Source organism: Roseibium sp. AWQ4_290 (genome assembly GCF_056160985.1).
The window spans coordinates 90,054-113,936 of the sequence record NZ_JBSWYG010000020.1 but is presented as its reverse complement, the minus strand read 5'-3'; the positions used below and the strand labels follow the sequence as shown (position 1 = coordinate 113,936).

Here is a 23,883-nt window from a genome sequence, read left to right as displayed (position 1 = left end):
AGGCACATTGGTTTTCCCAACCTGTCTGAAGCTGGAGATTGATGAATTCGCAACCCTGAGCTTTGTCGAAACCTGTCGTACCGGCGACGAAACTGTGATCAACTGCGTGCCGGAGGACCTGCCACTGGGCTATGCGGCCCGCAAAAACTGAAAGTCTCAGGGTCATTTAGCTGAAACAACCCCATGGAGCACATATGAGAACGCCCATTCTAGCGGTTTTGCTAAGCTTTTTCACAATGGCGGGGCAGGCCTTCGCACAGACCGACGCCAAGGCGATCGCTTATGGCGATAAGCCGCGCAACACGCTCGACCTCTACATGCCTGACGGCGTAAAAAATCCGCCTTTGCTGATTTTCATCCATGGCGGGCGTTGGTATCGCAACGACAAGACGCAGGTTTCGCTTTACGGCCGCGTTGAAGCTCTTCTGCAAGCTGGCATTGCCATTGCCTCGCTCGATTACACTTATTCGACCGATGAGATTTGGCCGGCCCAGATCAATGATGTTGAAAAAGCCTTGGCATTCCTGCGCGAAAATGCGGATCAGTATGGCTACGACGGGCAAAAAATTGCTGTTTGGGGACAGTCTTCGGGCGCACATCTGGCGTTATGGGTGGGGGCTTTATCTGCCAAAGATCCCGAAACGATGCTTGATGCGGTTGTGTCGTGGTATGCGCCTTCCAGTCTTTATGATCTGGCCGGAGATCATGCCGCTGACGGAGTGTCTGATACTCCGGTCCAACACCAAAGCGAGCCCCAAGTTTCGGGCAGCCGCGGCAATGACACACTTTCCGTCAGTCCGGAGGGGAGCCGCCAGAACAGTGTGGCGCACAGTCCAGACATGTTGCCCGAGAGTATTCTCATCGGCAAGGACGTGTCCGCGCACAAGGCCGCTGCCGATGCCGCAAGTCCTGAGATCTATATCGCCAATCTGCCAAAGGGGCAGAAGCTTCCCAACTTTTTGCTGATGACGGGAACAATGGACAAGGTGGTCTCTCCGCGGCAGACAAAACGGCTCTTCGATACCTTGAAAAAACAGGGCGGCGCGGAACAAGTCGAGCTCGCTTGGGTTGAGGGCGCCGGCCATGGCGGCGATCTGTTCACACCGCATGTTCCGCAGGTTGTCGATTTCCTGATGCGGCAGTTCACCAGAAAGGCTGACCACTGAGAGGTCAAAGCGGCCCGGTTTGCAAACCGGCCTTTCGGGTGATGGAAAGCAGCCCATCGCCAGCGTTGCGCCACTTGCCCGATGAACCGCTCACGCAGACGCAGCGGTGGCCCGCTCGCGTTCATTCACTCCCACGGTTCCACCGTCAGTTCCGGCCAGAGGGCCTTCATGCGCGCGGCTTTTTCCGTGTAGGTCTCCTCGTTCGGCTGCCCGTGATTTGGCACAAGCCGCAGCCCAAAAAGATTGGCGAGGCCGAAGGGGGCGTGGAGGTGGAGCCTGTCTGAGCTGTCCATCTGCGCTGCCACCGCATGGGTTCTGGCGGCATAGGTGGTCAGGGCGTCCATGGAACAGTCAAGCGGTCTGTAGGGGCGGCCAAAGCGCTTCTCATACCACAGGTGCACGCGTGCCTGATTGCGCACTTCCAGAAGATCGGCCAGGTCGGGAAGTGCCGCATTCACTTGCTTGATCACCGCGTCCTCAGCCTCATAGGACAGGTCGGTGCCGTCAAAATAGATCAGGTCGAAATCCTTGATGCCATGGAACAGCGGACGTTCGGTAACGACATTCCAGACAGTCTGATAGATCCCGCCGGAAACCAGCCAGGCATCGGGCAGTGCAAGGTCGCGCAGGGTGCGCAGCATTTGAAGAATGTGCGGCGCCTGAAGGAGGATCTCCTTCAGATGATGCAGGCGGTCCTCTTCGGCGGCGCCGTAAGGGGTGCCCAATCGGTCTAGCAGGGCGCGGTCCATGGGAGAGGTCAAAAGTCCCGAGGGAAGGAGGGAGAGCGGTCTTGACCAGCCTAGCCGATTCTCGGCGGAGCTCCATCCCGGATTTTGGGGGCGTGCCCCGGCAGGAGAAAATTGCGGCGTGTCCACACGTGCCTGGCTGCTTGACACTGCGGCAGTCGGTGCCATGTTCACGGCAAGGTTGATTAATCCAGGATCGGTTTCATGACCCGTTTTTCAAAGACATGTGCGGCCCTTGCAGCACCGGCGGTGGCCGGAGCCCTTGGGGCGGGGCTTTTCCTTCTGGCGGTTCAACCCTCCGAGGCCCAGTCCCGGCGGCCCGACACCCGTGCCATGACCTGCGCCCAGGTGCAGGCGATGATCGAGCAGAGGGGGGCCGTGCTTTTGAGCACTGGTGAGTATACATTCGACCGCTACGTGGCCAACCGCAGTTTCTGCCCCCATGGGGAGGTGGCGGGCAACAACTGGGTGCCGACCAAGGACAAAAGGCGCTGTCTGGCTCGCTCCTGCGTTAATCCGCGAGCTTTCAAATTCAACGACTGATGGGCCCGGACTGGAAAAATAGAAAAACCGGCCCCTAGGCCCCGCTCCGGAGAGCTGAGCCACAGGGCCGGTCCCAGGGCAAAACAGGCGGCGGGAGACTTATCCTCTCAGCGTGCCGCCGGTGGCTTTTTCCACATTGGCGATGATCTTTTTCGACACAGCGTCGATATCCTCATCGGTCAGGGTTTTCTGGCGCGGCTGCAAAAGCACGTCGATGGCGACCGACTTCTGATCATCCGCGACCCCCTGGCCTTCATAAATGTCGAACAGGGTGACATCGGCGATCAGGGTTTTCTCCGCCCCGCGGGCAGCCTTCAGAAGTGTTTCGGCCTTCACATCCTTGCCCACCAGGAAGGCGAAGTCACGCCGCACCGGCATCAGCTGACTTGCATCCAGCGAGCCCTTGGAGCGGCCCCCTTTGGACTTCGGCTGGGGCAGGGCGTCCAAATAAATCTCGAACGCCACCAGCGGGCCTTCCAGGTCCAGCGCGGCCAGCGTTCGCGGATGCACTTCCCCGAAAACGGCCAGGGTGTTTTTCGGGCCGAGCTTCAAACAGCCCGAACGGCCGGGATGGAACGTGGCTGGCGCGTCTGCAACGACCTGCAGTTTTTCAACCGGAGCCCCAATGGCTGCAAGAGCGGCTTCCGCATCTGCCTTGGCGTCATAAACATCAACCGCCGCAGAGGTGCCGGACCAGTGGCGGCCGCCCCCCTGGAGTCTGGCCGTGCCCCGGCGCACACCGCCGGCGGCCATCTTCTGGCCCTCCGGCGCATCGCTTTCAAAGATCTGGCCGATTTCGAACAGGGCCACATCGCCAAAGCCCCGGTCTGCATTGCGCTGGGCGGCGGTCAAAAGACCGGGCAGCAGGCTCGGGCGCATGTCGGACATTTCGCTCGAAATCGGATTGGCAAGCGCAAGCGCCGCACTGCCGCCCCCGAACAGCTCCGCCTGAGTGCGGCCGATGAAGGACCAGGTGACCGCCTCGTTGAAGCCCCGGGCGGCCAGTGCCCGCCGGGCCTTGTTCCGGCGGATCTGTCCCGGTGTCAGAACCTTGCGGCCAACGGTGCCAAGGCGCGGCAGGGGCGTCAGCGGCACCCGGTCGAGACCGATGATGCGCACCACTTCTTCCACGAGATCCGCCTTGCCTTCAATATCCGGGCGCCAGCTGGGAGCGGCCACCTTGACCGTGTCCCCGGAGCCGGAAATCCAGAAGCCGAGCGCCTTCAGGGTCAGGTTGGCTTCGGCCTGGGACACCTCGACACCCGAAAGGCGCTTGATCTCAGCATAGGGAAAATCGATGATGGTGTTGCTCTCCGGAACGGACCCGGCCTGAAGGGGCTCGGACGGCTCACCGCCGCACAGGTCCAGCACCATCTGGGTGGCATAATCGAGGCCAGGCATCATGTAATCCGGATCAACCCCGCGCTCGAACCGGTAGCGGGCATCCGTATTGACACCCAGCTTGCGGCCGGTCGCGGCAATATCGTCTTCGTCCCAAAGGGCGGATTCGATCAGCACATTGACGGTCTCGTTGGTACAGCCGGAGGGCTCGCCGCCCAGAATGCCGCCCAGGCTTTCCACGCCGTTGTCATCGGCAATGACGCAGACCGTATCGTCAATCTCATAGGTCTTGCCGTTCAGCCCGTCGATCTTCTCGCCGTCCTTGCCCCGGCGCACCACCAGATGTCCGTGCACCTTGTCCGCGTCGAAAACGTGGAGCGGACGGCCCTGGTCGAAGGTGATGTAGTTGGTCATGTCGACCAGCGCATTGATCGGACGCAGGCCGATGGCCGTCAGCCGGTCCTGAAGCCATTTTGGCGACGGGCCGTTTTTCACCCCCTTGACCAGGCGCAGGCCGAACGCCTTGCACATGGGCTTGGTGGCGCCGAAATCCAGCGTCACCCCAACCGGGCAGGGGTAGCTGCCCCGGATCTGGCCGTGAGAGCGCTCTTTGAGCTTGCCGAGCCCGGCTGCGGCCAGGTCCCGGGCAATGCCGTAAACGCCGGTGCAGTCCGGACGGTTGGGGGTCAGGCCAATTTCTATCACCGGCTCGTCGAGCCCGGCCCATTCCGCATAGGCCATGCCAACGGGGGCATCGGCGGGCAGGTCGATAATGCCGTCATGTTCTTCGGAGAGTTCCAGCTCCCGCTCCGAGCACATCATGCCGAAGCTGTCCACGTCCCGGATCTTGCCAACGGACAGGGTGATGTCGAGGCCGGGCACATAGTCGCCCGGCTTGCCCAGAACCCCGACAAGCCCGGCGCGGGCATTGGGGGCGCCGCAGACGATCTGCACCGGCTCGCCTGCGCCCGTATCGACTTTCAGGACCCGCAGGCGGTCCGCATTTGGGTGCTGCTCGGCTTCCAGAACCTTGGCAATGCGGAACGGCTTCAGCCGGTCGGCGCGGTTGGTGACCTCTTCGACTTCCAGCCCGATCAGAGTGAGACGCTCAACGATCTCTTCCAGGGGGGCGTCGGTTTCCAGGTGCTCCTTGAGCCAGGAAAGGGTGAATTTCATGTGCTTTACTCTTTATCGCTTGGGCGGCCATGCCTGGGCCGCAAATCGGGTCAAATCCTGGGTCAGTTGCCGAGGCGGCCGACTTCGGGCACCACCGTGGCATTGCCATAGCTTTCGGCGAAGCGGCGGCCGATATCGGCGAACTCGCCGGACCATTCGCGCACCATGTCCGGCGTGATCTGCTGGTTCGTCGCAATAACCTGGGCCGCTTCGGCCTCAATCCGGTCGCGCAGGATGCCCAGCTCCACCTGGGCGGCATATTCCGCCCGGTACTTGCCGAGCCAGCCCAGAGCCACAATGACCACCATGACCAGAAGGGCTGCGGTGCTGGTCAGCCCCGCCCACTTGGCCGTGCCGCCAATGCGCCGGTCGCTGGCGATCAGCACCATGGAGGCAATGGTCAGGAAGGCCACGATGTAGATCGCCTGGAGAAAGCTCTGGTATTTCTCCGCAGAGCTGGCCTCGTGATTGGCGCGCAGCGTCGTGATCCGGTCCCTGAGATAGAGCAGGGCGTCGGCTTCCGTGCCCAGCTTGTCGCGGAAATACGTGTCGCAAAACCGCAACCTACCCCGGTTCTCGATCTTCTCGGCACAGGCCTCCAGAAACGAGGTCGGCGTTGCAACACGCTCTTGCTTGTTGTCTGTCTGCGCTGTTGCCGGAAGCGTTGCGGCCATCAACAGCGCAGCGATGAGGTAAATGCGGGTCAGCAAGGACATGGACAATCGCCCCAGGGTTCAGGTGATCAGGTGGACAAGCCGCCGAACAGGGTCGGCAGGTCGAGGGGGCGGAAGCCGTAATGCTGGATCCAGCGCAGATCCGCATCAAAGAAAGCGCGCAGGTCCGGCATGCCGTATTTCAGCATGGCGATCCGGTCGATCCCCATGCCCCAGGCGAACCCCTGATAGACATCCGGATCGAGGCCGCAATTGCGGATGACATTGGGGTGCACCATGCCGCAGCCCAGGATTTCCAGCCAGTCTTCCCCCTGGCCGATCTTCACTTCTCCGCCGGAGCGATCGCACTGGATGTCGAGTTCCATGGACGGCTCTGTGAAGGGGAAGAAGCTCGGACGGAAGCGCATCTTGATGTCATCGACTTCAAAGAAGCTCTTGCAGAATTCCTGCAGCACCCATTTCAGATGGCCGAAATGGCTTTCCTTGTCGATGACAAGGCCTTCCACCTGGTGGAACATGGGCGTGTGGGTCTGGTCGCTGTCGCAGCGATAGGTCCGTCCCGGAATGATCACCCGGATAGGCGGTTCCTGGGTGCGCATGGTGCGGATCTGCACAGGAGACGTATGCGTGCGCAGCAACAGCCGCTCGCCGTCTTCCTTTTCGTTGAAAAAGAAGGTGTCGTGCATTTCGCGCGCCGGATGGCCTTCCGGAAAATTCAGCGCCGTGAAATTCAGCTCATCGGTTTCGATATCGGGACCTTCGGCAATGGAAAAGCCCATATCCGCAAAAATTGCCGTCAGTTCATCGATCACTTGGCTGACCGGGTGAATGCGGCCGGTTTCCGCAGGCGCGGGGCGCAGCGGCAGGGTGACATCCACGGTCTCACTGGCAAGCCGTGCTTCCAGCGCGGCTGCGGCCAGAACGTCCTTGCGGGTGTTGAGCGCCTCGGTGATCCGGGCTTTCAGGCCGTTCAGGGCCGGCCCCATCACCTGGCGTTCCTCCAGGGTCATCTTGCCGAGGGTCTTCATCTGCTCGGAGATCTTGCCCTTCTTGCCCAGGGCGTTGATCCGCAGCTCTTCCAGGGCGGCTTCGGTCTCAGCGCCGTCAATGGCCGCAAGAAGATCGGTTTCTAAGGTATCGAGATTGGACATGCGTGCTCGGTTGTCGGTGCCGCGTATCGGGCGCGGGCTGTGTTCGAAACGGAAAGTCGGGGTCTTTTAGCGAATATTCACGCGGAAGGCCACGGCCTCAACGCATTATTGCGTGAGCCCCGGATGACGGAAAAAGGCGCTTGATTTCAAAGACTGCGGACCAGGCGCCTCAGCGCGTAAATCGTCCGCAGGCCGGACCTTGACGCTCCGGCGCGCGCAAATAGACCCCGCATGTCCGCCCGGTCGGGGCAGCACGGTCCAGAACACAACAAGGGGCAGCGCAATTCATCATGGCGGCACTCTACCCAAAGGCGTGAGAAAGACAAGGGGGAAGCGGCAGGAGAGGTCCGGCCCGTTCCTCCGCCGGTCTTTTGAAACCAGGACGTTTGCCCGCACATTCCTTGCATTTTCGCGCCATCCTGGCCAAGAGCGGGGACCTCATTCATATTTTGAGCAGTCTCCGTCTCAGGGCCGGTGCGGCGCGAAGGGCTGAGGGAACGCGCCCGTCACCTGACTCTGAAGTTCGTCACATTTCCCGGCACGCTCCATAGGAACTTCAGAGTCAACAGGGCGATTGGCAAGTTTATGTTTCTAGTGTGGTTTTCGAATTTGAAATACGCTCCGGCGGTGACTGCAAAAGTGAGGCATATTTCAAATTCACCACACTAGCTTTCCACCTTATCCGCCCCTTTGGCCCGCCCGATCGAGCTTTGCAGCTCCTGTTTCAGCCACGTGCCGAACGCCGCTTTTGCCTTGGTCTGGGGCGCGGTCCGGCCGCTGAGGAGCCAATAGGACAGATCCGTTGCCGGACGTTGGGGGAAGGGGGCAATGACCTGCCCGGCCTGGACCGCATAGACCGCCAGGGTTTCCCAGGCGAGAAACACTCCCTGGCCGGCAATGGCCGCATCCAGGCACAGGGAGCCGTCGGAAAAGCTCGGGCCGTCCTGCAAAATGCTTTCGTCCAGGCCGAACAGATGCAGCCAGGTGTTCCAGGAATAGGGCTGGCCGGGATCATGGATGATGGGCAGTCTGGCAATGTCCGAAGGGTGCCGGAACTGTTCGGCCAGCGCCGGACTGCAGACAGGAAACACCCGGTGGCGCAGGAGCTTTTCGGCCCGAAGACCCGGATAAGGGCCCCGGCCGACCCGGATGCACAGATCCACGTCGCTCAGATCCGGGTCGACCAGATCAATTGTTGCCTCCACCCGGACCCTTATGCCCGGATGGGCCTTGGTGAATTTCTTCAAATGCCAGACCAGCCATTTGCCCGCAAAAACCGGGGCAACCGAAATGGTCAGCGCATCCTCGCGGCCACGGCTTGTGGTCGCAATCGCAGTGGCGAGCGACGACATGGCCGCGGTCAGATGGGGCTGCATGGCCTGCATATGGGGCGTTGGCACCAGCAACCGGTTCTGGCGCTCGAACAGGGGTACGCCCAGCTGGGCTTCGGTTTTCTGTACCTGCTGGCTGACAGCGCCAACGGTGACGCCCAGATCCTCGGCGGCGGCCTTTGCCGACCCGAGGCGGCCCACGGCTTCCACGGCCCGCAGGCCGGACAGGTGAATGCGGTTCAAGGACTTCATTTTAGCAAATCTAAATCGAAAGCCAGAAGAAGTCGATTTTTTAAAAGGGAAAAAGCGACTAGATAATCAGCATCGCTAAATTCAGGAAAAGGATTTGGCCATGAAGACAACAACAAGAAGGAAACTGATCCTCATGATGAAACTGTTTATGCGCCGCCATCTGCGCACCGCCCCCCCGAGCTGGACGGACCGGACCGACCCTTTGTCCCACCCGGCCATCCAGCGCATGAGCCCGCGTGAACTGGCGGACCTGCCGCTGAACCGGCGCTGAACGGCCGGGGAGAAGCTGGATCACGCATGGGCTGAATTTACAGCCCGTCGAACAGCAGCTTTGTTGCTGCAGAAAGTGTTTCTTCCAGCTCTGAGAGATTGCAGACGACATCTCCAAGATCTGCGGTCGGGACAGTGGCCAGATGCTGTGTCAGCATCACATAATTCAGCCCGTTGATGGTGAGAAGCGGATTGAGGCCTTCAATCCGGGTGCTGAATTCCTCACCGGTGACGAGCGGCACCACAACACGGGTGTTGAACCCATCCAGAAGATCGGCTTGCAGAACCAGGGCGAGCGTGCCGGGATGTTCCAGCCGGTGAACATCAAAGCGGGCCATTAAAACGGACGATGCCTTTCAGACGGCAAGCCGTTCTTGTCGACAAAGGCATTGGCCGCTTCAATCGCCGTCGCATTCTCCTGGCGCCAGAGCCGTTCCCGCTCTGCGCGCACAGCCTGCTTCAAACCCTCTTCCGCTGCTTTGGCGAGATCAAGTTTCAAGTCGCTTGCCTGTTTCGCGAGCCGTGGATCAATCGCGACATTAAACATTTTACTGGGGCGCATGGCCGGTCTCCGCCGTGGTGATCCGGATCTGTTTGTCACGGGAGACAAGCCTAGCGTGAGACAGGCAGCACATCAATCATGTCTGCCGGCAGCAATCGCCGACCCGCGTCTTTTGTCTTGACCTGGAGCGGCTCCAGCCCCGTAGGCTGTGCCGGACAGTACGAAAGAGACACCATGCGTATTTCAGAAGCGGCGGCCAGATCGGGGCTCAGCGCCGATACGATCCGGTTTTATGAAAAGTCAGGACTTGTCCCGGCGGTTCAGCGCGGGCCGGACGGTTTGCGCCGGTTTTCGCCGGAAAATGTCGAATGGCTCACTCTGCTTTACTGGCTTCGCAAGACCGGAATGCCGCTTAAGGAAATGCAGCATTTTGCGGCGCTCTACCGGTTAGGGGACAGTAGCATTCCAGAGCGTAAGGCCATTTTGCTCCAGCATGAGCAGAGGCTTCAGCAGCGCCGGGCGGATCTGGACCGGTGCCAGGAGGTGCTGGCTTACAAGATTGCAGCATACAGAAAAATTGAAGGAGACGGCCCGTGAAAATTCTGCTTGTTGGTGCTTCAGGGGATGTGGGCAAGGCAGCCTATGCGGAGTTGTCCGGCCGCCATGAGATCATCACCGCCGGCCGCTCGTCGGGGGACTGCCGGGTGGATCTGGCCGTGCCGGAAAGCGTTGAGGCCCTATACCGGGAGACCGGACCGGTTGATGCGGTGCTTTCGGCAGCTGGTGAAGTTGAATTTGGGCGATTGAGCGAGATGACGGCAGACCGGTTCCGTTTCGGTCTGGAAAACAAGGTGCTCACCCAGATCAATCTGGTCCTGGCGGGCCTGACCCAGGTGAGCGAACGCGGTTCGTTCACCCTGACAAGCGGCATTCTGGACCGGGATCCGGTACGTATGGGCGCAGGGGCGGCGACGGCCAATGGGGCCCTGGCCGGGTTCGTGACGGCCGCTGCCATCGACCTTCCCCGAGGGGTGCGCATCAACGTTGTCAGTCCTGGACTGTTGGAGGTGTCCGCCGATCAGTATGGCGCCTGGTTCCCGGGCCACGATCCGGTGCCGTCCCGGCGCGTGGGGCTGGCCTATGCCAAATGCGTTGAAGGGGCCATCACCGGGCAAGTTGTGACCGTGGATTGATGGAAGGCGCCCGGCGATTTGTTGAGGGTGGTGCTAGACGGAGCCGGGTTCAGGTGGCCGGTCTGCATAGTGCGCGATCCCATATCCGAACGACCAGTTCTCCATTTTTGTTTCAACCAGATTGATGAAAATATCATCGGGCCGCAGACCAGCTTCGCGTTCCAAGCCGTCGGCAAGCCGTTTGAACAGGGCCCGTTTTTTCTCCAAGGGCCGGGTGTTGCTAACGGTGAGTTGCACAATGACGAGCTCATCGGAGCGGTCAACACCGCCATAGTGGCGGCCATAGGCGAAGTCATCCGGCTCGTGTTCCGTGATCGTGATGAAGCGGTCATCCGCGGGCACATCAAAGGTCTCACGTAAGGACAGATAGACCTGATCCATGATCGCAGTCTTCCGGTCCGGTGTCTTTGAACCTTTGAGAATGGAAATTTGTGCAAGCGGCATGGAGCTCTCCCTCTGAAAAGATAGTGAAATCAAGGTAGCAGTTGCCTTTTGATGAGGAAAACAAATCTTTGATATTTCAGAAATTCAATTTTAAAATAGATGCATGCAAAATCTGGATATGGATCTTCTGAGGGCGTTTGTTCGTGTGGCTGAAACCGGTAGTTTCACCCGGGCAGGGGCCATGGTCGGGGCGAGCCAGTCTGCGGTTAGCCTGCGGATCAGAAAGCTGGAGGACCGCCTTGGCTGCGTCTTGCTCAGCCGGTCGCCCCGGTCGGTCCGTCTGACGAGCGTCGGCGCACGGTTCCTGAAAGACGCGCGCCGCCTAATCGAATTGCATGACCGGGTTGCGGCAAACGTGGCAGGTGCGCAGACAGTGTCGCGGCTGCTGATCGGGATCAGCGATCACGCAGCGGGAAATAAATTGCCGCAGGTGATTGCCCAGCTCACACAGTCTCTTCCACATCACAGATTGGAGGTGTCGGTGGGATCATCCGAGCCACTGTTTAAAGACTTCAAGGCAGGACTGCTGGATGTGGTCATGGTCCACTCGGACGATGTCGGCGTTCCGGCACAAACCGCCTTTGAAGAAGATCTTGTCTGGGTTGCCTCCAGAACCTTCGACTGGCCATCGGGCAAGCAGCTGCCTCTTGTCGGGCTGACAAACAGCTGCTCGGTGAAACGGCTCGCAGAAGAGGTTTTGAGAAAGGCCGGAATAGGCTTTGACAATGTTTTTACCGGAACCAGCGTTGGCGCGGTCCAGGCAGCCGTTTCAGCCGGGCTTGGCATTGCCTGCCTGAACCGGCGGAACATTCCGGAAGGGGGGCGGGACATTGGAACTGTTTATCAGCTGCCGGATTTGCCAAAGACACGGATGGCCCTGTTCGCGCGCCCGTCCGATACCAATACCGGCACCAGCACGGTGGCTGCAGCAATCCTCAAGGCCTTTCAGGAAACATGCTGAGTGGCGGCGAAAGTGGCGTGAACCCAAAGGCGTACCGGAGCTGATCTGTGGACCGGCCCCTGAGCGCCTGCGCGCTCAGGACTTTTTCACAAATTCGGTCAGAATGACGATCCGCTGATCGTTCACCCGGCCTTCAATCTGCGTTGGGTTATCTGCAACGAGACTGATATTTCGCACCGCCGTACCGCGTTTGGCCGTGAAATTGGCACCCTTGACCTTCAGATCTTTGATCAGGGTCACGGTGTCGCCCGCGCTGAGAACAGCGCCGTGGGTATCCTTGTGAGGGTCGCTGGCGGCCTCGCTCTGGTCCGCCTCCTCGTGGCCGGCCTTGGCCCAGGCCAGGACCTCGTCTTCCAGATAGAGCATGTCAAGCAGATCGCGGGCCCAGCTTTCTCCCTGCAGCTTTGTCAACAGGCGGTAGGCGGTGACCTGAACCGCCGGGACCTGGCTCCAGGCGCTTTCATTCAGGCAATGCCAGAGGTTCGGATCAAGTTCCGCCGCACCGGAGATCTGATCCGCGCAGGCTTTGCTGAGAAGAAGGGTTGTGTCCGCTGTGCCATCTGCGTCCGGACCGACCTGAAAAAGAACGAGGTCCTCAGCCGCGCCGCTGAGTTCGCACTTATGGCCGGCGCGCTCGGAAACGGCCTGTTCAACGCTCATGGAACATTCCTTTTGTTGCGTGTGGAGCGTAAAGGGACTGAGACAGGGACACCGGTCTCAGCCTGGCCGCTGCTCACTCGTCCATCTTGAGCGCCTGAATAAACGCTTCCTGTGGAATTTCCACCTTGCCGAACTGACGCATCTTCTTTTTACCCGCCTTCTGCTTTTCCAGAAGCTTGCGCTTCCGGGTGGCGTCGCCACCGTAGCATTTGGCGGTCACGTCCTTGCGCAGGGCGGCGATGGTTTCACGGGCAATCACCCGGCCGCCAAGGGCAGCCTGAATCGGGATCTTGAACATGTGCCGTGGGATCAGGTCCTTCAGTTTCTCGCACATGGCCCGTCCGCGCCGTTCCGCCTGGCTGCGGTGCACAAGAACGGAGAGGGCGTCCACCGGCTCCTCGTTGACCAGGATCGACATTTTGACGAGGTCGCCCGCCCGATAATCGGAGATCTGGTAGTCGAAGGAAGCATAGCCCTTGGAAATGGATTTCAGCCGGTCGTAGAAATCAAACACCACTTCGTTGAGCGGCAGGTCATAGGCGACCATGGCGCGGGAGCCCACATAGGACAGATCCACCTGAATGCCGCGCCGCTCCTGGCAAAGCTTCAGGATGCCGCCCAGATACTCGTCCGGTGTCATGATGGTCGCCCGGATCCAGGGCTCGCGGATTTCATCGATCTTGACCACATCGGGCATGTCGGCCGGATTGTGCAGGTCGATATCGGTGCCATCGGTCATGGTCATCTGGTAGACCACGGACGGGGCGGTGGCGATCAGGTCCAGATCGAATTCGCGCGACAGGCGTTCCTGAATGATTTCCAGATGCAGCAGGCCCAGGAAACCGCAGCGGAAGCCAAAGCCGAGCGCCGCAGACGTCTCCATTTCGAAAGAGAAGCTGGCATCGTTCAGGCGCAGCTTGCCCATGGCGGCGCGCAGGTCTTCAAAGTCATTGGCGTCCACCGGAAAGAGACCGCAGAACACAACCGGCTGGGCTGGTTTGAAGCCCGGCAGCGGCTCGGCACAGGGCTTCTTGTCCAGGGTGATCGTATCCCCGACCCGCGTGTCGGCCACTTCCTTGATGGACCCGGTGATGACGCCGATTTCGCCTGAGCGCAGCTCGTCCACCTGGATGAATTTCGGGGTCATGACGCCGACCCGGTCAATGTCATAGGACGCGCCAGTGCCGATCATTTTGATCTTCTGGCCCTTCTTGAGAGAGCCGTTGATCACGCGCACCAGAACCATGACACCAAGATAGGTGTCGTACCAGCTGTCGACCAGCATGGCCTTCAGGGTGTCGTCCGGATCACCTTCGGGAGCGGGCAGTTTCTGGACAATCGCTTCCAGAACATCCTCAACGCCAAGCCCGGTCTTGGCGGAAATCATGCAGGCCTCGGAGGCATCGATGCCGATCACATCCTCGATCTGTTCCTTGATCCGGTCCGGCTCGGCCGCAGGCAGGTCGATCTTGTTCAGAACGGTGACGATCTCGTGGTCATTGTCGATGGCCTGATAGACATTGGCAAGCGTTTGCGCTTCCACCCCTTGAGAGGCATCCACCACCAGCAGCGAGCCTTCGCAGGCCGCAAGCGAGCGGGACACTTCATAGGCAAAATCCACGTGGCCCGGTGTGTCGATCAGATTGAGCGTATATTGCTGGCCATCCTTGGCATTGTAGATCAGACGAACCGTCTGGGCCTTGATGGTGATGCCGCGCTCCCGCTCGATATCCATGGAGTCGAGCACCTGCTCGGTCATCTCCCGGTCGGTCAAGGTGCCGGTCATCTGGATCAGGCGGTCGGCAAGGGTCGACTTGCCGTGGTCGATATGGGCCACAATCGAAAAGTTGCGGATGTTGGAAAGCGTCTTCGTCGTCATGGCCGCCCCTTTACCATCGCAATCCGGTTTCCACCAGAAAAATGAACACTTTTCCCGGTGTAAGTCCGCTGCTTTTTGCGCTTCTTTCCGGCGGTAAGCCACATTTTTGCCTTAGGTCGCAGATGAGATCTGCATCAAGATGCAGATTGCTGCGCTCCTCCCTGATCCAGGCTCAACAGAAGGACCTGACCCCATTACAGCAAATGAAACAGTATTGGTCCGGGGCGCGGAGCCCCGGGACGTTCCCGATATCCTCGCGCTTTACAACCAGGCGGTGCGTGAAACGACAGCCGCCTGGACCACGGCGGAGGAAACACTGGACGACCGGCTCACCTGGTTTGAGAAGCGGGCTGCGGACGGGCTCCCGGTTCTGGTCGCGTGCGGCCCGGACAACAAGATTGTCGGCTTTGCCAGCTTTGGCCCATTCCGCCCGCGCGAAGGCTACCGGCTGACGGCGGAACATACGGTCTATGTCGATCCGGCGGCACAGGGGCGCGGGGTCGGGCGGAAACTCTTGAGCCGTCTTATCGAGATTGCAGGCACAAGCGGCCTTCATGTGCTGGTCGGTGTCGTGGACGGGCAGAACTCAGCCTCGATCGGTCTGCACCGGGCACTCGGTTTCGATATTGCCGGTATTTTGCCGGAGACCGGCACCAAATTCGGCCGCTGGCTGGATCTGGTGTTCTTGACCAAGGTGCTTAGCCCGATGGATGCGCCGGACGGATAGCACGAATTCCGTTCCATGGGATTGGCCGTACGGAGACCTCAAGGAGGTGAAGGCGTCAGGAGACCAGACCCGGCTTGATCACGCGCGGCACGCTTTTTTGCCTTGAGAGGGCAGTGGGGTCATGCTTGGCTCACCAACATTCGGTCTCACATGTCTATTGGGCTGTCAGTACGGTGCGGCAGTCCGGCGGCAGCGCAGCTAGCGCCATGGCCCGTTTTTTGACGACCTTCGGCTTTTCTCCGGGTTTCCGTGGTTTTTTCGGCACCCAAGGTTCGTCCGACAGCCAGTATGCGAGATTGGCACCGCAGCCATCTCCGGGGGGAGGAGGCGCCTGGTTCTTGCAACCGGTGCTGCCTCTTGGGCAGGCCAGCCGCACATGGAAATGATAGTGGTGCCCCCACCAGGGACGGACCTTGCGCAGCCAGGCCCGGTTCCGGCCTTTTTCGAACGTGCACAGGGCTTTCTTGATCACCGGATTGACGAAGATCCGGGCGACGCGCTTGTCGGATGCAGCCCGGCGGATCAGGCGGGCGTGAACATCGGTCCATTTGCGCGGGTCGACGCGCCGGTCGGCGCCTTTCACATCCAGCGGGCCCTTCAGCATGGAAATCGCGGACACCTGTTCCCGCTCCTGCGCGGACAGGCGTCTTTTCGGCATTTCCGTCAGCCAGATATCCGCATCCAGCCCGATCTGGTGACTGGCATGGCCGGACAGCATTGGCCCGCCGCGTGGCTGGGCCAGATCGCCGACAAGAAGGCCGTTCCAGCCCACTTCCGGCGCATCGGCTGCCAGATCCTTCAGATAAGCAATCAACTCCGGATGGCCCCAGTTCCTGTTGCGTGACAGGCGCATGGCTTGCCAGGTAGGGCCGTCTTCGGGAAGTTTGGCGCCGCCCGCCAGACAGCCCTTGGCATAGGAGCCGATGGCGCGGGCTTTCAACGGCGCCGGGCCGTTGGCCGCCCCGAAATAGTCCTTTGCCGGAAGCTGGGAACGCAGCACCAGTTTGGGCGTCTGGGGGACATATCCCTCCGGTACGGCCCGCTTCTTGAAAGGTACCGGAACTGCCGAAACGGCAGCCGCCGCACCGGGGGCTGCGGTTTGCACAGGGGCCGCGCCAGGCTTTGCCGCCGGCACCGGTGCGCCTGAGACCTCTAGAGGAAAAAGGGCCGCTGCAAGCATTCCGGCCAGCCCCGGCAGGGAAGAACTCCAAAAAAGGCGCACGGATCTGGTGGGCTCGCTCACGGGGGCCTCAAAGGGGTTGCGGGCCCTTTCGCCGGGCCGCTGCTGGCTCCGGCCGCCGGGATCAGTCATGATCCGGCAACCGGACGGGTTCAGGCAGCATGCACCAAATCGGCCTCGGGCGCATCTTCTTCCGTTGGGAGAAGATGGTCTTTCAACAGATCGGCCAGCCTATCGAGCAACACGGTGTTGTCTCGGATCATCCGGTCGGCGGCCCCGTTCAGCTGGATCAGGTTGCCCGGACGGGCATTGTCCAGATCTTCTGCCTCTGGCTCCAGTACCGTGTTCAGCCGGTGATAGGTTACGTTGGGCAGTTCGTTGAAGAGATGCTCGGCCTGATAGGAGGCCGTCTGGGTCTGCCCGTCGGCAAAGATCGACAACAGCGGAACGCCCTTGGACGGCTGCATCCAGCCCAGTGAGCCCCAGCCGATGGCCTCCTGATATGGGAAGGGCCGTCCCGGAGCACGGCCGGTGCCAAGCGACAGGATCACGATGTCCTCCTGGTCCCAGCCCAGTTTGCGGGCCTCCAGATAGGCCGCGATGGCCGGGTCATTCATGAACACGCCGCCATCAACCAGCGCTTCGTCGCGCTTGCGGCTCAGATTTTCCACCCGGGCCGGTTCGAAATAGGCCGGAGCGGCGGTTGTGGCCCGCACGGCCTGCCAGAAATAATAGTCGTCCGGGCGGCTGCCATTTTCCTCAAGCCCGTTGGTCAGGAACACCGCTTTGCGCTGTTCAATGTCATAGGCGGTCAGCACCAGCCGGGTCAGGCCGCTGGCCATGGACGTCCAGCCGAAGCGCTCCTTCAGCAGCTTTTCAAGCGGGCGGGCGTCATAGGTTTCGTCGAACAGGCCGAGCGGATTCGTCAGCGCCCGTGCGATGCGCGCGCTGATGGAATTTTGGAAGATCTCCCGGGCATCACGCTCATAGAAGGTACGCAATTCGGCGATGGTGGCGGCCGCTTCTCCCGCGGTGCCGCCAGGGCGGGGCGCACTCAGGCCGGCTGCGATCAAACCGCCGGTGGAGGTTCCAGCCATCAGGTCGAACACCTGGTGAAGGGGGGCGTCGATGCCGCGCTGGCTGAGCCGGCTTTCCAGAGACTCAAGTACGCGCAAGGGGATGAGGCCACGGACACCGCCGCCATCAATGGAAAGAATAAACCGTTTTTTCTGGGTCATGCTGGATCCCCACTGTGATCGAACCGGACGGGGCAGCGTTTGTTCGCAGATCTGCGTCAAACGCTTATCTGAACGTTGGTTCAAGTTTGTCTGCCAATTAAGACACTGCCATGGCAATGGGCTTCAGATAGGGTGAAAATTCTGAAATTGGAGAGCAGAAGGTTAACCGGACCGGAAATTTCCTTCTCAAATCGTGCCCGTTTTCTTTGCAGCTTTCTGCAAAGACCGGAATTTCCTTTGGGGACCCTTTATCCCTCCGGCTGGTTTGGCATAGGATCGGACCGGTACTTCACCCCTCCAACAGGATGTTCCATGAATATCGACTTACTTCGCCGCCTTTGCGAAACGCCGGGTGTGCCGGGCCATGAGCACCGGGTGCGCGAGATCATTCAAAAAGAGATCAAGGGCCTTTTCGACGAGGTCACGGTGGACCCGATGGGCTCGCTGCTGTGCCGCCGGGACAGCCGCAAGGCGCTCAAAAAGGGGACGCCGAAGAAGGTCATGCTGCTGTGCCATATGGATGAGATCGGGTTTCTGGTCTCCCATGTCACCGACAAGGGATTTCTGCATGTGCAGCCGGTCGGTGGCTTTGACGCACGCAATCTGTTCTCCCGCCGGGTTCTGGTCTCCACGGATTCAGGCGACTTCAAGGGAGTCATGAATCCGGGCGGCAAACCGATCCATATCTCCTCACCCGAGGAGCGCAAGAAAGTGCCTGAGCCGAAGGACTTCGTGGTGGATCTCGGCTTGGGCGACAAGGCCAAGGATGTGGTCAAGGTCGGCGACATGGTGACCATGGACGAGCCGCTCATCGAGATCGGTGACAAGATCGTCTCCAAGGCGCTGGACAACCGCATTGCCTGCTGGCTCGGGGTGGAAGCGCTGAAAGGGCTGGGCAAGGCAAAGCATGAATGCGAGATCCATGTGGCCTTCACCTGCCAGGAAGAAGTCGGCCTGCGCGGTGCGCGCACTGCGTCTTTCGCCATCAAACCGGACATCGGCCTTGGCATCGACACGACCCTGGCCTGCGACACGCCGGGCGTTCCCGAACAGGACCGCACCACGGTTCAGGGCGAAGGCTTCGGCCTTCATGTGAAGGATTCCAGCTTCATTGCCGACCGGGAGCTGGTGAAGGAGTTCGAGGCGCTGGCGGAAAAGGAAAACATCCCGTTCCAGCGCACCATGCTGGCCGCCGGAGGCCAGGATGGCGCGGCCGCCCAGCAGGCCGCTGCGGGGGCCAAGGCGGTCGGGATCGTGGTTGGCACCCGCTACATCCACACGGTCACTGAGATGATCCACAAATCGGACCTTCAGGCGGCTCTGGATGTGCTGGTGGCGTATCTGAAAAAGGCGTGAGGACATGGAGGGGAGCCGGGGGCTCCCTTCACCTGGGCCGCGGCCGTTTCCGCGGCCGGACGCCCGGGCTGTCCTGCGCAAAAGAAAAACCGTCCGGGGCTTCAAGTCCCGGGGGCACTTGCAAAAGCCGGCTCAGGCGGCCCCGTACTCTTGTGTCTGCGTCAGGCGAGATACCCTGCCAGGTTTGAAATCTGATCGCCCGTTCCGGCGTAAAGCTCGCTCACCGAAGCGCTGGAATAGCTGAAGGAGCCGCCGTCGAATTCCCCTTCAATGGCGGCTGCGCTGGCGGAGCGGACTGATAGGCCGGTTTCGCTGTCATAGGACACCCGCTCAAATGAGACGAACTGGGCCGAAATGGTCTCGCCGCCAATTTCAGCCTCAATGGTCGTTGTTGAGATCGACGCGCTTTCATAGGCAACAGACGCAGATGCGGAAGAGCCTGCCTCGTCTTCCCCAAGGGCGGCTTTCAGCTGGCCGGCCGTCTTCTGGTAATCCTCGATGCTGGCCAGCTTCTTGTCCTTGCCATCCTCATCGCTCTCGCCGGATTTGCCCTTTTCAACGGCCTGCTGCAGGGCGGCGATAACGACCGCATCCTCTTCTGCCTTCTTGCTGGCAGCTTCCAGCGCCGAGACAGGTGCCGCTTTGTCCTGGCCGTTACGCTGGCCGATATCATGCCCGAATGCGTTTCCCTTAGGGGTGTTTTTCTGCCCTTCTGGACCACCGCTGGAAAAGGACGCGGAAAACAGGCTTGCACTCTGGGTTGTCGTTTCGACAGTGATCTGCATGTGCTTGGTTCCCGGTGTCGCCAGCCCGTTCTGGTCCGGCACAGGTCTTCAAAGCATCCCGGAAATTGGTTAACAGGCCTTTAACCTCTCGCAAAGGCCTGTTCCAGAAACGTCGCGGCAAGCTTGAGCCCGCGACCGTCGATCCCGTGGCCGAGCCCCTCCAGCGCGTGAAACGAGCAGGACCGTCCGGAGGAGGTCAGGACCTTATACCAATCGCACTTGATAGAGACCTATCTGATGGTGTTTTCCAATTTGCTGGCAAGGCGCGATGCGCAGGACGGCCTGGATGGCCGTTCAAGCAGCGCAACGCCGTCCGGCAGGTTGGAAAACGCCACCAAAGGCTGGTTTTGGAGCCCTTTCGGACTTTGTTGCAGATCTTGCCCGATACCTGTATCGCGCTACGCTCAGCGCCGCGCCGAAAGACCTCCAAAACCGGTCAGATGGGTCTCTATCAAGTGCGATTGGTATTATGGGCCATCTGCCCGTGATAGGCTGGCACAATGTCATCTTCACAGCCATGCACGATCAGAACCGGTGGACCTTCGGCCGGTATGGCCTTGCCGGTGGCGCCTGGCCGCCCGGCTGTCATCTCTGCCGCTCCGGGCAAGAGCCCGGAATAGGCGATCAGCGCGGCAGGGGCCGCCGGACGCCGCAGCCCGCATTGAAACGCCATCATGGCGCCCTGGCTGAAGCCAACCAGGGCGAGAGCGTGATCCTCCAGAGAAAGCCTGTCCAGCTCGCGGTCCAAAAAATGGTTGAGACGGGGGGCGGCCGCTTCCGCGCCGAGCTGGTACTCGTGCGGCGTGCGCTCGCTCAAGGCAAACCATTGCCGCCCGGACAGCGCTTCAAAGGGCAAATGTTCCGGGGCGTGGGGAAGGACAAAAGCCGCGTCTGGCAAGCGGGCCTGAAAGGCGTGGGCAAGATCGATCAGGTCGGTGCCGTCGGCGCCATAGCCATGGAGAAGCACCACAAGCTGGCGCGCAAGCCCTCCGGAGGCGGGCGCAAGGCGGGGTCCGTCAAGGGCAGGGGGACCGGTCATGACAAACTCTTTATCCGTCTTTTGGCCAGGGTCGGGTGGGTGGAGACAGGGCGGCGGCGGAGCTGCGCAGGACACTCAGGGAAATCGCCATGGAGGCAAGGACCAGAAGGCCCGCAAGGGCGAAGGGAGCCCCAGGAAAAGAGACGCTTGCCTGTGGCCCGGAAAAGGCCGCAAAGACCTGGGTCATAACGAGTGGGCTGACCACCATGGCAAGGCCGGCTGCGCTGGCAATCAGTCCTTGCAATTCGCCCTGCGCATCGTCGGGAATGCGGTTGGACATGAGCCCCGTGAAGGCCGGGGTCGGCAAGGCGCCCAGAGACGCAAAGACGATCAGCACATAGATCATCCAGCCCTGATCCGCGACGCTGAGACCCGCAAGGGCAGCGAGGCTGGCGCACAGGCCGAACAGGAGCAGCCGCCCGGGCCCGAGCTTCGGCTCCAGAACACGGATCAGGTAGCCTTGCGCGATGGCAAAACCAATGCCGACAAACGCAAGCGACAGGCCGATATCACCCGGTGTCCAGGCAAAGACCTCTTCCACATAGTAGCTCCAGATGGCCGGATAGACGTAGTGGGCAATGTCGAACAGGAACAGGGCCAACAGCAAAACGCGCACCGCCGGATAATGCGCGATCTGTTTCAAAGCCCCCAGCGGATTGGCCCGGCTCCAATCCAAGGAACGTCTCTTTCCGAGGGGCAAGGATTCCGGAAGCATGAAATAGCCGAACAGGAAATTGGCAAAAGACAGGGCAGCGGCGGCATAAAATGGCGCACGCGGGCCGAGTTCTCCCAGAAACCCGCCGATGACAGGCCCCAGCACAAAGCCGACGCCAAAGCTGGCTCCCACCAGCCCGAAATTCTTGGCCCGGTCCTCCCTGGGCGATACATCCGCAATATAGGCGGACGCGGTCGAGATGGTCGCTGCGGCAATTCCGGAGAGCAGGCGGCCAAGAAACAGGATGGCCAGATGCCAGGACAGGGCCATGATCAGATAGTCCACAGCCAGGGTCACCATGGAAGTCAGCAGCACCGGCCGCCGTCCGAACCGGTCGGACAGGTTGCCAAGGGTTGGACCGCACAGAAACTGCATCAAGGCATAGACAACGCTCAAGGCCCCGCCCCACCGGGCCGCTTCACTGACGGCCAGTCCGGTCAGGTCGGTCAACAGGGACGGCATGACGGGCATGATCAACCCGATACCCATGGAGTTGAGCGTCAAGGTGACCAGAATAAAGACAAGGGCGCTGCGGTTTTTCATACGTGGCGGAGCAACAGGGACCTTTGGAACCTCTATGGGAGCCGGACCGCTATTGGAAACAGCTGGGAGGGGGAAGTCAAACGGGAAAGAGCAGCCCCGTTTCAGTTCAAATGCGGCTTCTGGATCTGGAAGATCAGGCCCTGGACATCCTGGCCAAGCTCTTTGCGCAGAACGTCTTTCCGGTCCTGGGCATAGATCAGCGTGGCCTCTTCGGCGCAGGTTCTGATATAGTCCGGTGTATGGGCATAGCGCCCGGTGCTGTCGACCTTGAAACCCGTGGCAGTGGGCGTTTGAAGGTGTTCAACGCTGGCCACCAGCCGACCGCCCGGCTTCAAGGCCGTGGCAAGGGCGGACATGAATGGCCGCAGATTGCCGATATAGCAGAGCGTGTCGACGCAGACCGCCAGATCGAACAGGGTGGGCAGGTCGGATTTTAAGAACGCGACCAGCTCACCTTCCACCAGATAGTCATAGACATTGAGCTGGGCCGCCTTTTCCATCATGCCCCTTGAAAGATCAACCCCGGTCAGGCGGATGCAGTGTTTGCGGATCAGAGGGCCGCACAGACCCGTGCCGCAGCCCAGATCCACCACATCCTGAAACGGGCTGGAGGCGGCCCCTGCAAGGATTGCCACATCTGCGGCAACCAGTTCCGGGGCGCGGTAGCCAAGATTTTGCAGAACGTCGTCAAAGGATTCTGAAAACTTGTCGAAATGGGTCTTCACATAGTCTTCAGGAGCATGTTCCAGCTTGTCGCCCCGCACGGCTGCCAAGTGATACTCGGCGGATGTGTTGTCCGGATCGGCGGCGACAATGCGTTCCAGATAGAGCTGCGACAGGTCCCGGCGCCCGAGCGCGCTCAAGATACGGGCGCGCCAGAGGGCATTGGGCGCTTTCGGGTCATCGAACCTGAGAGACTTTTCAAAGGCCTCGGACGCCTCTTCCCTGGCGCCGGTGAACATCAGCGCGAGGCCATATGTGTGCCAGGCGCTGGGATTTTCAGGATCAATCCGTACGATCTCTGACATGATTGTCAGGACTTCGTCGTAGTTGCCGCATGAGCGCACCAGAAGATTGATGTTTTTCCAGGCTTCCGCGTGCCGGGAGTCCAGTTCCACCGCGCGCACATAAGCGGCGAAGGCGGCCTGCGGCTCGCCGGTGAGCTTGAGGATGTTTCCCAGATTGTTGAGGGCGGAGGTGTTGTGCGGGTCCTTTTCAAGGGAGGTCTGGATCAGGGCGATGGCGCTGTCTTGCCGGCCCGCATCAAAATGCAACAGGCCCAGAAAATGCAGGCCGTCCGGATTGTCCGGATTTTCCTTCAAGATATCCAGATAGATGTCCTGCGCCGTTTCAAGGTCGCCGTTCTGGTGGGCTGCGATTCCGTCCTGAAGCCTGTCACTGGCCGGCATGGTGTCCCCCAACAAAAAAGGGCGGTCGAACCGCCCTTGTTCCCGGTAAGTCCTGAAAAGTGACCTTACAGGACTTTGAGGTCTTCAGCCACCATCTGACCGCGGCGCCATTCCAGATCAAAGGCAACAAGCTGGCCTTCCTTCAAGGTGTGGATGCCGGACCGGTGCAGGGCCGAGATATCGACAAGGATGTCCTCGCCATCTTCCGGTTCGATCGTGCCAATCCCACGGCCCTGATCAAACCATTTCACATTTCCATGTTGCATGGAGTTTCTTTCCAATTTTACGCATCAAAACATACAAGAAGGACATCTAGTCCGAAATTTCGACGTCTTGATGACAGTGTTTTTGATAATACTAAAGTACTTCGCGCTTGACCTTCAGAACTATTCGAATTCATGCGCAGCTTACGTTGCTGCTGCATCCGAATGCGCAGTTCATTGAAAGAAGGAATCGCTTTTCCGGCTAAAAAGCGCGGTAACTCTTAGCTTCGTCTGATATGGTAAGAAATTCGTTAATGTCAAGAGACCGTAAGGCAAGGTGGAAAAGGTCTCACCCTGTGCGGCCCGGTCGACGGGCAAGGTCCCCCGCTTCGCTTCCGC

General features: G+C 60.3%; 26 protein-coding genes. 9 read left to right on the top strand and 17 right to left on the bottom strand.

What is annotated here, in order from left to right; all coding sequences use genetic code 11:
* Nucleotides 1-7 precede the first annotated feature (7 nt).
* Both ACXAH0_RS19675 and ACXAH0_RS19670 read left to right on the top strand, forming a co-directional pair.
* Nucleotides 8-151 (top strand): phenolic acid decarboxylase, encoded by a 144-nt coding sequence (locus ACXAH0_RS19675; protein WP_475176826.1) that lies wholly within the window; start codon nt 8-10, stop codon nt 149-151.
* 43 nt (nt 152-194) lie between these two features.
* A complete protein-coding gene (locus tag ACXAH0_RS19670) occupies nt 195-1,166 on the top strand; it encodes an alpha/beta hydrolase fold domain-containing protein (protein WP_475194344.1) in 972 nt (323 codons plus the stop codon).
* A gap of 125 nt (nt 1,167-1,291) precedes the next feature.
* On the opposite strand, the gene ACXAH0_RS19665 is transcribed toward ACXAH0_RS19670, so the two are convergent.
* Nucleotides 1,292-1,915 (bottom strand): nucleotidyltransferase family protein, encoded by a 624-nt coding sequence (locus ACXAH0_RS19665; protein WP_475194340.1) that lies wholly within the window; start codon nt 1,913-1,915, stop codon nt 1,292-1,294.
* A 201-nt stretch (nt 1,916-2,116) separates the two neighbouring features.
* On the opposite strand from ACXAH0_RS19665, the gene ACXAH0_RS19660 reads away from it, so the two are divergent.
* Complete coding sequence (locus tag ACXAH0_RS19660) at nt 2,117-2,455, top strand: hypothetical protein (RefSeq protein ID WP_475176845.1); 339 nt, start codon at nt 2,117-2,119, stop codon at nt 2,453-2,455.
* A 99-nt stretch (nt 2,456-2,554) separates the two neighbouring features.
* Here the strand turns inward: ACXAH0_RS19660 and pheT are convergent, their stop codons facing one another.
* The 4 genes from pheT to ACXAH0_RS19640 all read right to left on the bottom strand — a co-directional run bounded on the left by pheT (nt 2,555) and on the right by ACXAH0_RS19640 (nt 8,380).
* Entirely contained in the window at nt 2,555-4,972 is a 2,418-nt protein-coding gene (gene pheT, locus ACXAH0_RS19655; RefSeq protein WP_475194337.1) for a phenylalanine--tRNA ligase subunit beta, read from the bottom strand.
* Nucleotides 4,973-5,034: 62 nt separating this feature from the next.
* Nucleotides 5,035-5,688, bottom strand: a complete 654-nt coding sequence (locus ACXAH0_RS19650; protein WP_475176856.1) for a phenylalanyl-tRNA synthetase subunit alpha — start codon at nt 5,686-5,688, stop codon at nt 5,035-5,037.
* 26 nt (nt 5,689-5,714) lie between these two features.
* A complete protein-coding gene (gene pheS, locus ACXAH0_RS19645) occupies nt 5,715-6,797 on the bottom strand; it encodes a phenylalanine--tRNA ligase subunit alpha (protein WP_475194333.1) in 1,083 nt (360 codons plus the stop codon).
* Nucleotides 6,798-7,462: 665 nt separating this feature from the next.
* Nucleotides 7,463-8,380, bottom strand: coding sequence for a LysR substrate-binding domain-containing protein (locus ACXAH0_RS19640; RefSeq protein ID WP_475194330.1), 918 nt, complete (start codon nt 8,378-8,380; stop codon nt 7,463-7,465).
* Between the two features lie 133 nt (nt 8,381-8,513).
* On the opposite strand from ACXAH0_RS19640, the gene ACXAH0_RS19635 reads away from it, so the two are divergent.
* Nucleotides 8,514-8,651, top strand: a complete 138-nt coding sequence (locus tag ACXAH0_RS19635) for a hypothetical protein (RefSeq protein ID WP_475176871.1) — start codon at nt 8,514-8,516, stop codon at nt 8,649-8,651.
* A 37-nt stretch (nt 8,652-8,688) separates the two neighbouring features.
* Here ACXAH0_RS19635 and ACXAH0_RS19630 read toward each other — a convergent pair whose 3' ends face one another.
* Together ACXAH0_RS19630 and ACXAH0_RS19625 are read right to left on the bottom strand one after the other, a co-directional pair.
* Nucleotides 8,689-8,988, bottom strand: a complete 300-nt coding sequence (locus tag ACXAH0_RS19630; RefSeq protein WP_475176875.1) for a CcdB family protein — start codon at nt 8,986-8,988, stop codon at nt 8,689-8,691.
* On the bottom strand, nt 8,988-9,212 hold the full coding sequence (locus ACXAH0_RS19625) for a type II toxin-antitoxin system CcdA family antitoxin (protein ID WP_475176879.1): 225 nt from the start codon (nt 9,210-9,212) through the stop codon (nt 8,988-8,990). The genes ACXAH0_RS19630 and ACXAH0_RS19625 overlap by 1 nt, the downstream gene beginning before the upstream one ends.
* A gap of 174 nt (nt 9,213-9,386) precedes the next feature.
* Between ACXAH0_RS19625 and ACXAH0_RS19620 the strand changes: the two genes are divergently transcribed.
* Both ACXAH0_RS19620 and ACXAH0_RS19615 read left to right on the top strand, forming a co-directional pair.
* A complete protein-coding gene (locus ACXAH0_RS19620) occupies nt 9,387-9,749 on the top strand; it encodes a MerR family transcriptional regulator (protein ID WP_475176883.1) in 363 nt (120 codons plus the stop codon).
* A complete protein-coding gene (locus tag ACXAH0_RS19615; protein WP_475176888.1) occupies nt 9,746-10,345 on the top strand; it encodes a short chain dehydrogenase in 600 nt (199 codons plus the stop codon). Before ACXAH0_RS19620 ends, ACXAH0_RS19615 begins: the two co-directional genes overlap by 4 nt.
* Before the next feature lie 33 nt (nt 10,346-10,378).
* On the opposite strand, the gene ACXAH0_RS19610 is transcribed toward ACXAH0_RS19615, so the two are convergent.
* Nucleotides 10,379-10,789, bottom strand: a complete 411-nt coding sequence (locus tag ACXAH0_RS19610; RefSeq protein WP_475194327.1) for a tautomerase family protein — start codon at nt 10,787-10,789, stop codon at nt 10,379-10,381.
* Between the two features lie 103 nt (nt 10,790-10,892).
* On the opposite strand from ACXAH0_RS19610, the gene ACXAH0_RS19605 reads away from it, so the two are divergent.
* Entirely contained in the window at nt 10,893-11,750 is an 858-nt protein-coding gene (locus tag ACXAH0_RS19605) for a LysR family transcriptional regulator (protein ID WP_475176893.1), read from the top strand.
* Between the two features lie 75 nt (nt 11,751-11,825).
* On the opposite strand, the gene ACXAH0_RS19600 is transcribed toward ACXAH0_RS19605, so the two are convergent.
* Nucleotides 11,826-12,410 carry a PhnA domain-containing protein gene (locus tag ACXAH0_RS19600; RefSeq protein WP_475194323.1) on the bottom strand — a complete coding sequence of 195 codons (585 nt, stop codon included), beginning with the start codon at nt 12,408-12,410 and terminating at the stop codon, nt 11,826-11,828.
* Between the two features lie 73 nt (nt 12,411-12,483).
* Complete coding sequence (lepA, locus tag ACXAH0_RS19595) at nt 12,484-14,289, bottom strand: translation elongation factor 4 (protein ID WP_475176897.1); 1,806 nt, start codon at nt 14,287-14,289, stop codon at nt 12,484-12,486.
* 214 nt (nt 14,290-14,503) lie between these two features.
* Between lepA and ACXAH0_RS19590 the strand changes: the two genes are divergently transcribed.
* Nucleotides 14,504-15,016, top strand: a complete 513-nt coding sequence (locus ACXAH0_RS19590; protein WP_475176900.1) for an N-acetyltransferase family protein — start codon at nt 14,504-14,506, stop codon at nt 15,014-15,016.
* Nucleotides 15,017-15,170: 154 nt separating this feature from the next.
* Here the strand turns inward: ACXAH0_RS19590 and mepA are convergent, their stop codons facing one another.
* Nucleotides 15,171-16,196, bottom strand: a complete 1,026-nt coding sequence (gene mepA, locus ACXAH0_RS19585) for a penicillin-insensitive murein endopeptidase (RefSeq protein WP_475177109.1) — start codon at nt 16,194-16,196, stop codon at nt 15,171-15,173.
* A gap of 152 nt (nt 16,197-16,348) precedes the next feature.
* Nucleotides 16,349-17,434, bottom strand: a complete 1,086-nt coding sequence (locus ACXAH0_RS19580; protein ID WP_475176903.1) for a patatin-like phospholipase family protein — start codon at nt 17,432-17,434, stop codon at nt 16,349-16,351.
* 312 nt (nt 17,435-17,746) lie between these two features.
* Between ACXAH0_RS19580 and ACXAH0_RS19575 the strand changes: the two genes are divergently transcribed.
* Complete coding sequence (locus ACXAH0_RS19575; RefSeq protein ID WP_475176907.1) at nt 17,747-18,790, top strand: M42 family metallopeptidase; 1,044 nt, start codon at nt 17,747-17,749, stop codon at nt 18,788-18,790.
* 161 nt (nt 18,791-18,951) lie between these two features.
* On the opposite strand, the gene ACXAH0_RS19570 is transcribed toward ACXAH0_RS19575, so the two are convergent.
* The 5 genes from ACXAH0_RS19570 to ACXAH0_RS19550 all read right to left on the bottom strand — a co-directional run bounded on the left by ACXAH0_RS19570 (nt 18,952) and on the right by ACXAH0_RS19550 (nt 23,547).
* A complete protein-coding gene (locus tag ACXAH0_RS19570) occupies nt 18,952-19,575 on the bottom strand; it encodes a hypothetical protein (RefSeq protein ID WP_475176911.1) in 624 nt (207 codons plus the stop codon).
* A 451-nt stretch (nt 19,576-20,026) separates the two neighbouring features.
* On the bottom strand, nt 20,027-20,614 hold the full coding sequence (locus tag ACXAH0_RS19565) for an alpha/beta hydrolase (RefSeq protein ID WP_475194319.1): 588 nt from the start codon (nt 20,612-20,614) through the stop codon (nt 20,027-20,029).
* A 10-nt stretch (nt 20,615-20,624) separates the two neighbouring features.
* Nucleotides 20,625-21,872, bottom strand: a complete 1,248-nt coding sequence (locus ACXAH0_RS19560; protein WP_475194316.1) for a TCR/Tet family MFS transporter — start codon at nt 21,870-21,872, stop codon at nt 20,625-20,627.
* A 101-nt stretch (nt 21,873-21,973) separates the two neighbouring features.
* Complete coding sequence (locus tag ACXAH0_RS19555) at nt 21,974-23,281, bottom strand: tetratricopeptide repeat protein (protein WP_475194314.1); 1,308 nt, start codon at nt 23,279-23,281, stop codon at nt 21,974-21,976.
* Nucleotides 23,282-23,346: 65 nt separating this feature from the next.
* On the bottom strand, nt 23,347-23,547 hold the full coding sequence (locus tag ACXAH0_RS19550) for a cold-shock protein (protein ID WP_475176926.1): 201 nt from the start codon (nt 23,545-23,547) through the stop codon (nt 23,347-23,349).
* Nucleotides 23,548-23,883: the final 336 nt, after the last annotated feature.